Here is a 14,460-nt window from a genome sequence, read left to right as displayed (position 1 = left end):
TGCTAGTTGATTCTATTCGAGTAAGGGCAATCCGTTTGTCTTCTGTGAAAAAAATATTTTAATATTGTGTTAAAAAGTTAGAAACATTCTTAATAAAAGCATACAGTAGTATAACAAAGTGTGGTATAATAATTCACATTAAATTCAGAAAATTAAAAATAGAAAAACAATGAGGAGAGCAGACAAGTGAAGAAAAATAGGTGGTTTATGTTAGGGGTTAGTTTAATTGTAATGATGGGATTAGGTGCTTGTGCGCCAGATAAGCAAAGTGGTTCAACAACAAATGAAGCATCCAATCAAAACGATGGGGATAAGGTTTATCAAATTGGTGTTTCGCAATTTGTTGAACATCCTTCTTTAGATGCGGCTTATGAGGGTTTTCAAGATGCAATTGAAGAGGCTGGTTTAAATGTTGAATATGATTATAGAAATGCACAAGGCGATCAGAGTAATACATCGACGATTGCTCAGAACTTTGTTGCTGATCAGGTAGATTTAATTTTTGCTAATGCGACACCGAGTGCTCAGGCGGCACTACAAGCTACTCGTGAGACTCCGATTGTGTTCACTTCTGTAACTGATGCCGTTGAGGCTGGGTTGGTAGCTGAATTAGATCAAACGGATGGTAATATTACGGGTGTACTGGACATGCACCCAGATGCGATTGTAGAAACAATCAACTTTATTGAGCAGTATTTTCCTGACTCAACGATTGGTGTTGTTTATAATGCTGGTGAACAAAACTCAGTTATTCAAATTGAGCACGTTAACGATGCCGTTCAAGATACGAGCTTAACTGTAGTTGAGCGGACAGTTGCGACGTCTGCTGAAGTTCAACAAGCAACGACTTCATTAGTTGGAGAAGTCGATTTACTTTATATTGTGACAGACAATACAGTCGTATCTGCTCTAGAAACGGTTGTTGCAGTTGCTAATGAACAGAAACTTCCACTTATCGTAGGCGAACCCGACTCATTAGAAAGAGGTGGTTTTGCTACATTCGGGATTGATTATTATACGATCGGTTATCGAACAGGTGAAATGGCGGTAGATATTTTAACTGGTTCGAAGGATCTAGCGGATATTAGTGTAGAGTATCCCCCTGAAATTCAGTTATTCATTAATGAATCAGCAGCTGAAAAACAAGGTATTGAGTGGAATGCAGATTGGGATGATGCTGCTCAATGATAATGATATATTTAGAGAGAATTTCATATAGATTATCATTGATTATTTGTAGAGTATTTTAAAGTAGAAGGTTTGTTTGACAAAGAAGGGGAGAAATTGTTGTGTTTATTTCAATATTTAATGCATTTGAATCGGGTGTTATCTATGCAATCATGGCACTCGGTGTTTACCTATCATTTCGGATACTTGATTTTCCGGACCTAACAGTTGATGGGAGTTTTGTGACAGGAGCAGCGGTTGTAGCAATTGCTATATTAAATGATTATTCAACATTGTTGGCAACTTTACTTGCTTTAATTGCTGGGTTTTTAGCGGGGAGTTTGACAGGGTTATTAAATACAAAAGGTAAAATTAACCCCTTGCTTTCAGGAATTTTAATGATGACTGCACTTTATTCAATCAATTTACGGATTATGGGTCAATCAAATATTCCGTTATTGAATCAGCCAACCATTTTCACAAAATTAACTGAGATATGGTCAACGCTTGGAATTGATGAGAGTATCAACTATTTACTTGGTTTACTCGGCTTAGAACATGTCCCGAATACTTGGGGTATTTTAATCAGTATGCTCATTTTGACTTTTATGATTAAATTAATACTTGACTACTTTTTGAAAACAGAAATTGGTATCGCGCTCAGAGCAACAGGTGATAATGAGACAATGATTCGTAGTTTTTCTGCCAATACAGACTATTTAAAAATTATTGGTTTAGGATTATCAAATGGCCTAGTTGCTGTATCTGGTGCCCTTTATGCTCAATATGCTGGATTTGCTGATTTAAATATGGGGATTGGTATGATTGTGATTGGACTTGCTTCAGTAATTATTGGTGAATCTGTCATTGGGACAAAAACAATTATGCGAACAACATTAGCTGTTATTGTAGGTGCTATTATCTATCGAATCGTGATGACATTAGCTTTACGTTCGCAGTTTCTAGATACGGGAGATATGAAATTAATTACATCTGTCTTAGTCATTATTGCCCTGGTTGTTCCAAGGTTAATCACTAACCATAAAGAGCTAAAACGGAAACGAAATAAAAGATTAACCCTTGAACAGCAATTGAAGGAGGGGGCTTAGTATGTTAGAGCTTAACCATATTTCATTAACCTTTAATGAGGATACATCAGATGAAAAGAAGGTACTGAAGGATATCAATTTAAGATTGGAAAAAGGTGATTTTGTTACAGTGATCGGTAGTAATGGTGCTGGGAAGTCAACATTAATGAATGTTATTTCTGGGGCCCTCTATCCAGACCTTGGCCAAGTAAAAATTAATCATAAGCAAGTGACTGGGCTTCCAGAATATAAACGATCACAATATATTGGCCGTGTTTTCCAAGACCCTATGGCCGGGACTTCCCCAACAATGACGATCGAGGAGAATCTAGCTATTGCTTATTCAAGAGCCAAGAAGCGAAGCCTTAAACTCGGTGTTAACAAAAAACGACGGGAGTTATTTGAACAAGCGCTTGAAACATTAAACCTTGGCCTGGAAAAGCGGTTAAATGTAAAAGTAGGCTTACTATCAGGTGGAGAGCGCCAAGCCTTATCTTTATTAATGGCAACATTCACTGATCCTGATATTTTACTTTTAGATGAACATACAGCTGCTTTAGACCCTGCAAGAGCAGAATTGATTACACAGTTAACGAGAGATGTTGTCCAAAGCACAGATCTGACAACCCTGATGGTTACCCATAATATGCAGCAAGCACTAGATTTAGGTAATCGCCTAATTATGATGGATAAAGGGCAGATTATTCTAGATATTTCAGGTACTGAAAAGAAAGCCTTGACCATTGATAAATTGCTCTATGAATTTCAACGGATTCGAGGAGAGAAATTGGATAGTGACAGAGCAGTTTTGGGGTAAAATAAGACCCTTCAATCAAAAGATGATCCTCTTACTGATTGAAGGGTTTTTATCATGGATTGACGGGTGGTGAGATCCTTCTACTAAGTGAAGACTCACTTTATTTATCAAAGTCAAAGAGTTTTTTAAAAAATGACCGCTTTTGCTTTTCTTGCTTTTTCTGTTTAGGTTGCTCTTCTTTTAAAGAGATTTCTTCTATATCAACAGCGTGATCATAGCAAAGCACGAGACCATAGGCGGTTTTGTTTTCTTTCGCATCGATAATCGTATAAGAATTATCATGTTTGATCGCAACTTGGCGATAAGGATTGAGTTTTTCAAATGGAATAAGCCCATTAAGTAAAAGTTGGGTATCGGGATGTTCAGTTAGCTTTTTATCGAGTTGATCAATTCCAAGTTGTTGTATGATTTGTTCTTTCGTTAAAATGAAAACCGTGCGTTCTCGTAAACTGCCTAAAAATTTGCGTCGTTCATCTGGATTTGTTTGTCTTGGTCCGTGGATTCCTTCACTTAAGTAATCATCAATATTATTCGACATGACTGTTTCACCTCTTATCTATAGATTTGATGCTTTTCCGTATGATATTAAATAAATAACTTACCCTAGTATATCAAATCTTAGCAAAAAAAATAGCGATTGTCTTATATCTTAGACAATCAGCTATTTATCATTGATTAACAGGAAGATAGGATCTCCACTTCAATCATCCAAGGAAAATGATCGACCATAAGTGGGGGCAGTAGTCAGAAAAGGTTAAATTTATTTATCTAAAACTTAGTAGGAGTAAAGCATCTACTGAAAGAAGGTATGCCTTGCCCTAAACTTATTCTTGTGGAATTAGTCATTTGTATTGTCTCTCGTGTATTTTTCACCTAGGGAATAAACTTTATGATTAAACAGCCAACATTCTATTCATGGTCATCAATAGGATAGACCCCATTTTCATCGTGAATTTCTAGTCCAGATAGCGGTGGATTAAAAACACAAATCATTCGCATATCTGTTTTAGCTCGAAGGAGATGTTCATCATGTTGATCAAGTGCATATAATTGATTGGCTTTGATGGTCCAGATTTTATGATCACTTAAAGTGATGACTTCACCTTCCCCTTCGATACAATAAACGGACTCAAGATGGTTTTGGTACCATATATGTGTTTCTGTCCCTGCTTTAATGATCGTGTCATTAATTGAATATCCCATCTTATCTTTTTTCATGATAAGGCGACGACTGATCCAATTGCCACCGTCAACCTCGTGCTCTGTTCCTAATACATCATCTAAAGATACAACCTTCATGTAATGATCCCCCTATACAAATTGTGTTTCTTTCTTTAATACATGCTCAATGCTTTTTTCTATAATGGCTAATCCAGCCTCCAAAGTTTCGTCATCAATTGTTAAGGCAGGAAATAATTTAAATACTTCATCTTCTGGGCCGGCTGTTTCCATGATTAAACCATAATCAAAAGCTTGAGCAGCAATCCTGCTTGCTAATCCTTTAACTGCACATGATACACCAACCATTAAGCCGCGTCCACGTACTTCACCTTGTAACTTCGAGTGTTTCTCAACTAAATTATGAAGAAAAGCATGTGTTTTTGCTGACTTTGCTTTAATGTTCTGTTCAAGTTGATTATCCTTCCAATAATCAAGTGCTACAGTTGCCGTTATAAAAGCGTGATTATTGCCGCGGAATGTGCCATTATGCTCTCCGGGTGCAAACTTATCAATATCTGGATGGATTAATGTAACAGCAAAAGGTAGACCATAACCACTTAAGGACTTGGAAAGACAAACGATATCCGGCTTGATACCAGCAGGTTCAAAGCTAAAGAAAGTACCTGTTCGGCCAACACCAGCCTGTACTTCATCAACAATAAGGATAATCCCCCAACGTTTACACAAGGTATCAATTTTTTTCATCCATTCAAAGCTTGCGGCATTAATTCCCCCCTCACCTTGTACCGTTTCAAAAATCATTGCAGCTGGAATATCCACACCACTTCCACTGTCCTCTAAAAACCGTTCAATATAATCAATGGAATTTTGCTCATTGATATAGTTGTCAAAAGGCATTGTAACAACATTTTGTAGTGGGATCCCTGCTCCTTTACGTTTCATTGAATTTCCTGTAACAGAAAGTGACCCAATTGTCATCCCATGAAAGCCATTGGTAAAACTGATGACATCTGTACGTCCAGTTACTTTCCGGGCTAGTTTTAAAGCACTCTCAACAGTGTTTGTCCCAGTTGGTCCAGGGAACATCACTTTATAATCAAGATTTCGCGGTTTAAGAATGACTTCATTAAAAGTTGTTAAAAACTTAGCTTTAGCATCTGATGCCATATCAAGTGAATGGGCGATTCCATCATTCGTAATGTAATCAATCAAAGCAAGCTTCATTTTTTCATTGTTATGACCATAATTTAAGGCACCAGCACCCGAGAAAAAGTCAATATACTCACGACCATTTTTGTCCCACATTTTAGATCCTTTTGTTTTGGTGAAAATTGTTGGGAAGTTTCTAACATAACTTCTTACTTCTGATTCTAAATTTTCGAAAACTTTCATATCTTCTGACAATTTATAATCCCCCTATACATATATTTTTTTGCTCTCAGCCTATTGGGCCGATTTTGATTTTTAATTCCTCTTCATACGAATCATGATCTGGGAATAAGTCTTTTGTAAAAAAAGTTTGAATGTTGCAATTTGTTTTATGATGATTAGCAAACTTTTTGAATAGGGCCTGAGAGGCTTGATTTGATGGTGTAATCGTAGCTTCTAGATATTTAATCCCTTTAGTTTTGACTTGATTAAAAAGTTCCTCTAACAAGCATGAACCGATTCCTTTACCATGATGATTTTGTGAAACGCCAATTTGCCAGACAAAAACAGTATCAGGTTGCTTTGGTGGAATAAAAGCTGTAATAAACCCAACAAGCTCCTGATTATACTTAGCTACAACACACGTATCAACAAAATAATGCGTCATCATAATGTATTTATAAACTGAATTGTTATCAAGTGTGGTTTGTTTAGCAAGTTGCCACATCCTCTCACCATCTGTCTGATCTGGACGAGAAAGGTGAATGGTATCATCGATTGAGATCAACTCCTTTCTTATTCAAGATTATATAAAACGACCATGTTTATAATCATAGGATGAAATATAAATAAGCTCAAATGGGGTAGAAGTGAATAAAGAAGGGTATACTTGGATAAAACTAGCTGATTAGTCTCAGCAATCCCCATTGTTAAAATAGCAACGAAATCTTTATAAATCCTCCATTTTCCAAAAGATTTGCTTGAATTTTTGTTAGAGTAACGAAATCCTCGAATTTTCTTAACAGTTGAGTAATAATAGATATAAGGCAAATCTGGAGGGGATCACATGATTATAGATTTAAAAGAGGTTGGTTTAATTCGTAAAGGAAAATGGATTTTAGATCAAATAAATTGGCAAGTCGAGGCGGGAGAACATTGGGTATTGCTTGGCTTAAATGGTGCTGGGAAAACAGCTTTATTACATATGTTAAGTGCTTATCACTTTCCTGCTAAAGGGTCTATAGAGGTATTGGGACGTCGCTTTGGTAAAGATCCACTTGGTGAAGAGCTTCGTCAAGATATTGGCCTTGTATCACAAACCATTCAGACCAGATTTTATGATTCGGATAGTGCTTATCAAATTGTTTTGAGTGGTGGTTTTGCAACAATTGGATTATATGAAACACCAACTGACGAAATGAGAACACGTGCCCAGGAACTTTTAAAGGAACTTGGTTGTTTTCACTATGCTAATCGACCTTACTATACTTTATCACAAGGTGAAAAACAACGAGTGACGATTGCTAGAGCTCTAATGGGCGAACCTAAGCTCCTCATATTGGATGAACCGACAAATGGGTTAGACTTTCTAGCAAAGGAACAATTACTTGATGCGGTTGAACGGATTGAATCTCTGCCGAATGCACCTACGATTTTGTATGTTACTCACCATGTCGACGAAATATTACCCTTGTTTGATAAAATTTTAATGCTGAAAGAAGGAAAAGTTTATCGATCTGGAGAGGCAAAAGACCTTTTAACCGAGGACATATTAGCCGATTTCTTTGGAATTGATATTCATTTATCTTGGACAAATGACCGTCCACAAATTTGGCGTAAGTAGTTCGCTTATTATAAATAATAAAAAACCTTCATCGAGTTGGATGAAGGTTTTTTTGGTATATAAATAGTTAAATAGGAGAATGATGATTAACCTTTATAAGCTTTGCGTAAAACGTCAGCAAGTTCAGTTACAAGTGGTAGCTTAGGATTTGCTGTTGTACATTGATCTTCAAAAGCTCGGTCAGCTAGATAATCAACTTTAGTTTCGAATTCTTTTTTATCGATACCGTTTTCTGCAAGACTCATTGGCACGTCTAATTGTTTTGCTAGTTCATAGATTGCGTTGATTAAGCTTTCAACACCTTCTTCAGTTGTTCTAGCTGGTAAATCAATAGCTTTTGCAATTTCTGCATAACGCTGATCAGCAATAAAATGTTCATATTTAGGGAATGAAACAAATTTTGTTGGCTTTTGAGCGTTATAACGAATAACATGTGGCAATAAGACGGCATTAGCGCGTCCATGTGCAATATGGAATTCTCCACCTAGTTTATGCGCTAAACTGTGGTTAATACCTAAAAATGCGTTTGAAAAGGCCATTCCAGCAATCGTTGATGCATTATGGACTTTTTCACGAGCTAATTCGTTACTACCATCTTTATAAGCTACAGGTAAATATTTAAAGATTAATTGAATGGCTTTGATGGCCAATCCATCTGTATAATCGTTCGCCATGTTAGATACATATGCTTCAATAGCGTGTGTTAAAACATCCAGTCCCGTATCAGCTGTAACTGTCTTCGGCACACTCATGACAAATTGTGGGTCAATAATAGCTACATCTGGTGTTAACTCATAATCTGCTAATGGATATTTGATGTTAAGTTCTTTATCAGTAATAACTGAGAAAGAAGTAACTTCAGAACCTGTACCAGAAGTCGTTGGAATTGCAACAAATTGTGCTTTATGACCTAGTTCTGGATATTTATAAACACGTTTACGAATATCTAAGAATTTTTGTTTTAAGCCATTAAAGTCGGTTTCTGGATGTTCGTGGAATAACCACATTCCTTTCGCAGCATCCATTGGTGATCCTCCACCAAGAGCAATAATAACATCTGGATCGAAAGCAGCCATTGCCTCAACACCGCGCATTACAGTCTCTTTAGATGGATCAGGTTCTACATCAGAGAATATTTCACAGTGAACATAGTCTGGACGTTTGCGTAATTGATAAAGCAATTTATCCACGTAACCGAGTTTAACCATCATTTGGTCAGTTACAATAAAGGCTTTTGATATATTCGGCATTTTAGATAAATATTGAACAGAATTTTTTTCAAAGTAAATTTTTGGTGGAACCTTAAACCATTGCATATTATTATTCCTTCTAGCCATTTTTTTAATATTAATTAAGTGAACTGCACCCACATTGGTTGATACAGAGTTACCGCCATATGAACCACAGCCTAATGTAAGTGAAGGCATATAAGCATTATAGATATCACCGATTGCACCTTGAGAAGAAGGGGAATTAACGATAATACGACCAGCTTTCATTCTTGAACCAAATTGATCGATGACTTCTTGATCATTAGAATGAATTACAGCTGAGTGTCCTAAACCGCCGAATTCAAGCATTTCTTCTGCACGTGTTAAACCTTCTTCAGTACTATTTACTTTATAAGCAGCCAATACTGGGCTTAATTTTTCACGTGAAAGTGGGTAATCAGGTCCTACTCCTGTTAATTCAGCAACTAAAATTTTTGTATCTTCAGGAACTTTAACGCCAGCCATTTCTGCAATTAAGGCAGGGCGCATACCAACAATTTTAGGGTTTACTGCACAAGTTTCTTCATTGATAACTAATTTTTCAACTTTTGCTTTCTCAGCTTCTGATAGGAAATAGCACTTGTTATCAATCATTTCTTGTTTAACCGCATTATAAATTTCTTTATCGACAATCATGGCTTGTTCTGATGCACAGATCATTCCATTGTCAAATGTTTTAGATAAGATCAAATCATTAACAGCACGTTTAATATCAACTGACTTTTCAATATAGCAAGGTACGTTACCTGCACCAACACCAAGAGCTGGTTTACCTGAACTATATGCAGATTTCACCATTCCAGGACCACCTGTTGCTAAGATTGTTGCAATTCCATCGTGCTTCATCAATGTTTGTGTTGCTTCTATTGAAGGCTTTTCAATCCACTGAATACAATGTTCTGGTGCGCCATGTTTAACAGCAGCTTCATAAACAATTCTAGCAGCTTCAGCACTTGATTGTTGTGCGGATGGGTGAAAAGCAAAGATAATTGGATTACCTGTTTTAATTGAAATTAATGATTTAAACATTGTTGTTGATGTTGGGTTTGTTACTGGTGTTACTCCTGCAACTACGCCAATTGGTTCTGCAATTTCTACCATGCCATCATGTGTATTTTCATTAATGACGCCAACTGTTTTATCATATTTAATATTGTGGTAAACATACTCTGTCGCAAAAATATTTTTAATAATTTTGTCTTCGTAAACCCCACGGCCAGTTTCTTCGACAGCAAATTTCGCTAAATACATATGCTTATCTAAACCAGCTAGCGCCATTTCCTTGACAATATTATTTATTTGTTCTTGATTTAACTTCTTCATTTCCTTTAAAGCACTGTGTGCATTTTTGACAAGGATATCAATATTCTTTTGTACGGATACTTCTTTTTTGTCTTTCTTCTTTTCTACTGCAGTTACCATAGTTATCCCTCCTGAATAAATTGTGAAGTTGTGAGCTTACTATTTTAAAAAAATTAAAGGCTTGAAGGATTGCGGGGATATTTTAAAAATGAAACATCACTTATCATCCGCGTGTTACTTTTTACAATGACCACATATCGATCTGTCCAAATATAGCTTGGAATCTCTTTACCTTCCTCTAGATAGAGTGCCTCAAAATTATCTTCTAGTTGTTTCTCAAAGAGACTTTGTGTGTAATATTCTGAGTCGGTACCAAAGTCTTTCCACTTTGTTAAGATCATTTTATCCCCCCTTGTTCCTTTGCTAAATTCATCATATCATCTGTACGCGCTTACATTTTAAGTTAATTGTGACAGGTTTGTGAAATGTTTCACATTAGGGGAAAAAGACTATTAAATTGGTCTTTTTAATCGAATGAACTGTTTTTGTGAGGGGAGTAGAAGTTTTATTTAAATAGGTAATGTTTTTTTGCTTAATGATAAGTGGGTATTTATATCATTTTTGTCATCAAATAAATGAAATGACCAACTAGCTATTATTTTATATATTTAAGATAAAGTGAAAATTCAACCAGTGTTGTTGGGCCTGCGGGACCTGGTGGATTGAGTCGGTGTACTCCTATCCCTCCGACTGGGGCCACTCGTCCCAGAGAAAACATTTCTTACTAGCGCAAGGGTATGACCCAAAGGCCCTTGACCAATCGTGCGTTATCATCAGTTTCAATGCTTAGTTTCTTTCAAATGCTTGAAGTGGAAGTCTTATTGATCGTTGTATTGCGGTAAAAGTACAAGTTAAAAATGAAAGCTTAAGTGTTAAGACTTGTCCAAGGGAATCCAAGAAAGAGAGTAGAAATGGTTTACATGGTCATTGAGACTCCTTATTTAAATTTAATATGTGGTAGGAGAAACTTCATTAAATGTAGATTCTTTCATCGGTTATTATGGATCGGTTGTTTAGGTTCATTGAATTTGTTTTAAAATAAGATTTCCTGAGTTATTACTTGTGTTAACTGTTATAATTTTATTCATGCTATTGAATATAACAGCATAATACAGATAGTCTGTTTCGAAATAGCAGAGTTTGTGTACTAACTAACGAACTCAATATAAACATTAATATATCAACGTTTATTTATTCATAATATTTCCTATAACAATTAAATATTGAAAAAAACTAAATTTGAACAAACTATGAACAATTACTATAACAGTTTAAAAATGTGCTCGTTTTCACTTTAAATCTTAGTATCGGTAGTATATACTTAAATTAAGTTAATAATTATTTAATTATAATTTAGGAGGTAGCGGAAATGAAAGTAGCAGATGACGTTACAAAAAACAATCCATGGAATGGTTTCCGTGATGGTAATTGGCAAGAAGAAATTGATGTTCGTGATTTTATTCTAAAAAACTTTACATTATATGAAGGAAATGAAGATTTCTTAGCAGGCCCTACTGAAGCAACGAAAGAACTTTGGGAACAAGTGATGGAGTTGTCAAAGGAAGAACGTGAGCGTGGTGGCGTTTATGACCTAGATACGAAGATTGTTTCAACGATTACTTCACATGATGCAGGTTATTTGAATAAAGATAAGGAAAAAGTTGTTGGTGTTCAAACAGACGTTCCATTCAAACGTTCATTACAACCTTTTGGTGGAATCCGAATGGCTTCGACTGCAGCTGAATCATATGGATATAAATTAGATGATGAAGTTGAGAAAATTTTTACAGATTACCGTAAAACACACAATCAAGGTGTATTCGATGTTTACACACCAGAAATTCGTGCGGCTCGTCGTTCAGGAGTTGTAACTGGTCTACCTGACGCTTATGGTCGTGGTCGTATTATCGGTGACTATCGTCGAGTAGCTCTTTATGGTACAGATAAATTAATCGAAGCTAAAAAGGCTGATTTTAATTTAATTGGTGGAAATGGTGTGATGTCAGATGACATCATTCGTGACCGCGAAGAACACTCAGAACAAATCCGTGCGCTTCAAGAGCTAAAACAATTAGGTGACACTTATGGTTTTGATATTTCTAAACCTGCAACAAACGCTCAAGAAGCATTCCAATGGTTATATTTTGGTTATTTAGCAGCAATTAAAGAACAAAATGGTGCGGCAATGAGTCTTGGTCGTACATCAACTTTCTTAGATATTTATATTGAACGTGACCTTAAAAATGGTGTCTTGACTGAAGAAGAAGCACAGGAATTAGTTGACCACTTTGTTATGAAGTTACGTTTAGTTAAATTTGCTAGAACACCTGAGTACAATGAATTATTCAGTGGTGACCCAACATGGGTAACAGAATCATTAGCAGGTGTTGCCGAAGATGGTCGTCCACTCGTAACGAAAAACTCATATCGCTTCTTGCATACACTAGATAACTTAGGACCAGCTCCAGAACCAAACTTAACAGTTCTATGGTCAACTAAGTTACCAGACAATTACAAGAAGTATTGTGCATCAATGTCAATTAAAACAAGTTCAATTCAATATGAAAATGATGATATTATGCGCGAACATTATGGTGATGATTACGGAATTGCATGCTGTGTGTCAGCTATGCGAATCGGTAAGCAAATGCAGTTCTTTGGTGCACGCGCTAACTTAGCTAAAGCTTTATTATACGCTATTAATGGTGGTGTTGATGAGAAATCAAAAGCACAAGTAGGCCCAGCCTATACTCCAATTACTTCAGAGTATTTAGATTATGATGAAGTTATGGAAAAATACGACGCTATGTTAGACTGGTTAGCAAGCGTTTATGTAAATGCATTAAACATCATCCACTATATGCATGATAAATATAGCTATGAAAGAATTGAAATGGCATTACATGATCGTGAAGTATTCCGTACAATGGCATGTGGTATCGCTGGACTTTCAGTTGTTGCTGACTCTTTAAGTGCCATTAAATATGCGAAAGTACGTACAATCCGTGATGAAGATGGTCTTGCAATTGATTATGAAATCGAAGGCGATTACCCTAAATATGGTAATGATGATGACCGTGTTGATTCAATTGCGGCTAACTTAGTTAAAACATTTATGAACAAAGTTAAACAACACAAAACTTACCGTAATTCTGTTCATACACAATCAATTTTGACAATTACATCAAATGTTGTATATGGTAAGAAAACAGGTAATACACCAGATGGACGTAAAGCTGGTCAACCATTTGCTCCAGGTGCTAACCCACTTCATGGACGAGATAAAAATGGTTCATTAGCATCATTAAACTCTGTTGCAAAAATGCCATATGACTATTCATTGGATGGTATTTCAAATACATTCTCAATTGTACCAAGAGCACTTGGTAAAGACTTTGAAACTCAAAAGGCTAACCTTGCAGCAATGTTAGATGGTTATGCTAAGAAAAAAGGTCACCACTTAAATGTTAACGTATTTGACCGTGAAACACTTTTAGATGCTATGGAACACCCTGAGGAATACCCTCAGTTAACTATTCGAGTATCTGGTTATGCTGTTAACTTTATCAAGTTAACAAGAGAACAACAAATCGATGTCATTAATCGTACGTTCCACGAAAGTCTATAAGTTTCAATGATATAGGAGAAGATTAATCTTCTCCTATATTTCTACGAATAATAGGTAAATTGAGAATTTTTCTATGGACTTTAGTGATAAAATGCGGTTTTCTAATTATATGGGGAGGGGAACAACATGAAAGGACGCATACATTCAATTGAAACATTAGGAACTGTAGATGGCCCGGGTCTACGTTATATTATCTTCACACAAGGCTGTTTATTACGTTGCCAATTTTGCCACAATCCTGATACGTGGAAAATGTCAGGTGGGAAGGAAATGAGCGTAGAAGAAATTGTTGAAGATATCAAAAAGTACCAACCATACTTCGAGTCATCGAATGGTGGAGTTACTGTAAGTGGGGGAGAACCACTTCTTCAAGCAGAATTTTTACTTGAGCTATTTACTGAACTTAAACGAATAGGTGTGCATACTTGTATCGATACATCTGGTGGATGTTTCAGTCGTTCCCCGCGATTCATGGAGACCCTAGATAAATTAATGGAAGTCACAGATTTGATTTTATTTGATCTTAAACAAATTGATGACGCCATGCACAAAGAGTTAACAGGAGTATCAAATAGCCACATTCTTGATATGGCACGTTATTTGGATGAGAAGCATATACCGATCTGGGTGCGTCATGTGCTTGTACCTGGTGGTAGTGATAATGATCAATTATTGCAACGTCTATCCGATTTTATTGCAACACTATCAAATGTTGAAAGAATTGATGTGTTACCTTATCACAAACTTGGCGTTTATAAATGGGAGAATTTAGGATTGGATTACCCACTAGAAGGTGTAGAGCCACCAACAGCAGATCGAGTTAAAAATGCAGAAGCGATTCTTAATCGTGAAAAAACGATTGTGTTAAAATGATTTGAGGCTATGAAAGCTGTCATATTATGAGATTAAAAGAGTTCTACATTAGATTTTAGATATGTGGAATTCTTTTAAAT

General features: G+C 36.1%; 12 protein-coding genes. 6 read left to right on the top strand and 6 right to left on the bottom strand.

Annotation, left to right across the window (positions count from 1 at the left end; genetic code table 11):
- The first annotated feature begins 186 nt into the window (after positions 1 to 186).
- The 3 genes from KQI76_RS06130 (at position 187) to KQI76_RS06120 (ending at position 3,072) form a co-directional block, all read left to right on the top strand.
- A complete protein-coding gene (locus tag KQI76_RS06130) occupies positions 187 to 1,188 on the top strand; it encodes an ABC transporter substrate-binding protein (protein WP_371817657.1) in 1,002 nt (333 codons plus the stop codon).
- Positions 1,189 to 1,289: 101 nt separating this feature from the next.
- Positions 1,290 to 2,276: an ABC transporter permease gene (locus KQI76_RS06125; RefSeq protein WP_216399438.1), complete on the top strand. Its 987-nt coding sequence runs from the start codon at positions 1,290 to 1,292 to the stop codon at positions 2,274 to 2,276.
- 1 nt (position 2,277) lies between these two features.
- The gene (locus KQI76_RS06120; RefSeq protein ID WP_216399437.1) at positions 2,278 to 3,072 is read left to right on the top strand and encodes an ABC transporter ATP-binding protein; all 795 of its coding nucleotides are present in this window, start codon (positions 2,278 to 2,280) and stop codon (positions 3,070 to 3,072) included.
- A 100-nt stretch (positions 3,073 to 3,172) separates the two neighbouring features.
- Here the strand turns inward: KQI76_RS06120 and KQI76_RS06115 are convergent, their stop codons facing one another.
- From KQI76_RS06115 to ectA, 4 genes are all read right to left on the bottom strand, one after another.
- On the bottom strand, positions 3,173 to 3,610 hold the full coding sequence (locus KQI76_RS06115; protein ID WP_216399436.1) for a YueI family protein: 438 nt from the start codon (positions 3,608 to 3,610) through the stop codon (positions 3,173 to 3,175).
- Positions 3,611 to 3,981: 371 nt separating this feature from the next.
- Positions 3,982 to 4,371 carry an ectoine synthase gene (locus KQI76_RS06110; RefSeq protein WP_216399435.1) on the bottom strand — a complete coding sequence of 130 codons (390 nt, stop codon included), beginning with the start codon at positions 4,369 to 4,371 and terminating at the stop codon, positions 3,982 to 3,984.
- Positions 4,372 to 4,383: 12 nt separating this feature from the next.
- Positions 4,384 to 5,646, bottom strand: coding sequence for a diaminobutyrate--2-oxoglutarate transaminase (gene ectB / locus KQI76_RS06105; protein ID WP_371817658.1), 1,263 nt, complete (start codon positions 5,644 to 5,646; stop codon positions 4,384 to 4,386).
- 46 nt (positions 5,647 to 5,692) lie between these two features.
- Positions 5,693 to 6,190: a diaminobutyrate acetyltransferase gene (gene ectA, locus KQI76_RS06100; protein ID WP_256442949.1), complete on the bottom strand. Its 498-nt coding sequence runs from the start codon at positions 6,188 to 6,190 to the stop codon at positions 5,693 to 5,695.
- A 279-nt stretch (positions 6,191 to 6,469) separates the two neighbouring features.
- Between ectA and KQI76_RS06095 the strand changes: the two genes are divergently transcribed.
- Positions 6,470 to 7,246, top strand: coding sequence for an ABC transporter ATP-binding protein (locus tag KQI76_RS06095; RefSeq protein ID WP_216399432.1), 777 nt, complete (start codon positions 6,470 to 6,472; stop codon positions 7,244 to 7,246).
- Positions 7,247 to 7,332: 86 nt separating this feature from the next.
- Here the strand turns inward: KQI76_RS06095 and adhE are convergent, their stop codons facing one another.
- Positions 7,333 to 9,939 (bottom strand): bifunctional acetaldehyde-CoA/alcohol dehydrogenase, encoded by a 2,607-nt coding sequence (gene adhE / locus KQI76_RS06090; protein ID WP_216399431.1) that lies wholly within the window; start codon positions 9,937 to 9,939, stop codon positions 7,333 to 7,335.
- Positions 9,940 to 9,992: 53 nt separating this feature from the next.
- Positions 9,993 to 10,220 carry a hypothetical protein gene (locus tag KQI76_RS06085; RefSeq protein ID WP_216399430.1) on the bottom strand — a complete coding sequence of 76 codons (228 nt, stop codon included), beginning with the start codon at positions 10,218 to 10,220 and terminating at the stop codon, positions 9,993 to 9,995.
- A 1,028-nt stretch (positions 10,221 to 11,248) separates the two neighbouring features.
- Here KQI76_RS06085 and pflB point away from each other — a divergent pair.
- Both pflB and pflA read left to right on the top strand, forming a co-directional pair.
- Positions 11,249 to 13,507 (top strand): formate C-acetyltransferase, encoded by a 2,259-nt coding sequence (gene pflB / locus KQI76_RS06080; RefSeq protein ID WP_216399429.1) that lies wholly within the window; start codon positions 11,249 to 11,251, stop codon positions 13,505 to 13,507.
- A gap of 126 nt (positions 13,508 to 13,633) precedes the next feature.
- A complete protein-coding gene (gene pflA / locus KQI76_RS06075) occupies positions 13,634 to 14,380 on the top strand; it encodes a pyruvate formate-lyase-activating protein (protein ID WP_216399428.1) in 747 nt (248 codons plus the stop codon).
- The last annotated feature ends 80 nt before the right edge of the window (positions 14,381 to 14,460 follow it).

Source organism: Amphibacillus sp. MSJ-3, from assembly GCF_018919165.1.
Taxonomy (GTDB): domain Bacteria; phylum Bacillota; class Bacilli; order Bacillales; family Amphibacillaceae; genus Amphibacillus.
The sequence above is the reverse complement of the archived record's forward strand: the minus strand, read 5'-3'. Positions and strand labels throughout refer to the sequence as shown.

What these genes read in the sequence shown, in the direction of transcription:
- KQI76_RS06085 (WP_216399430.1), bottom strand. Translation starts at nt 10,220, where the DNA reads ATGATCTTAACAAAGTGGAAAGACTTTGGTACCGACTCAGAATATTAC.
- pflA (WP_216399428.1), top strand. Translation starts at nt 13,634, where the DNA reads ATGAAAGGACGCATACATTCAATTGAAACATTAGGAACTGTAGATGGC.
- ectB (WP_371817658.1), bottom strand. Translation starts at nt 5,646, where the DNA reads ATGAAAGTTTTCGAAAATTTAGAATCAGAAGTAAGAAGTTATGTTAGA.
- pflB (WP_216399429.1), top strand. Translation starts at nt 11,249, where the DNA reads ATGAAAGTAGCAGATGACGTTACAAAAAACAATCCATGGAATGGTTTC.
- adhE (WP_216399431.1), bottom strand. Translation starts at nt 9,939, where the DNA reads ATGGTAACTGCAGTAGAAAAGAAGAAAGACAAAAAAGAAGTATCCGTA.
- KQI76_RS06110 (WP_216399435.1), bottom strand. Translation starts at nt 4,371, where the DNA reads ATGAAGGTTGTATCTTTAGATGATGTATTAGGAACAGAGCACGAGGTT.
- KQI76_RS06120 (WP_216399437.1), top strand. Translation starts at nt 2,278, where the DNA reads ATGTTAGAGCTTAACCATATTTCATTAACCTTTAATGAGGATACATCA.
- KQI76_RS06115 (WP_216399436.1), bottom strand. Translation starts at nt 3,610, where the DNA reads ATGTCGAATAATATTGATGATTACTTAAGTGAAGGAATCCACGGACCA.
- KQI76_RS06095 (WP_216399432.1), top strand. Translation starts at nt 6,470, where the DNA reads ATGATTATAGATTTAAAAGAGGTTGGTTTAATTCGTAAAGGAAAATGG.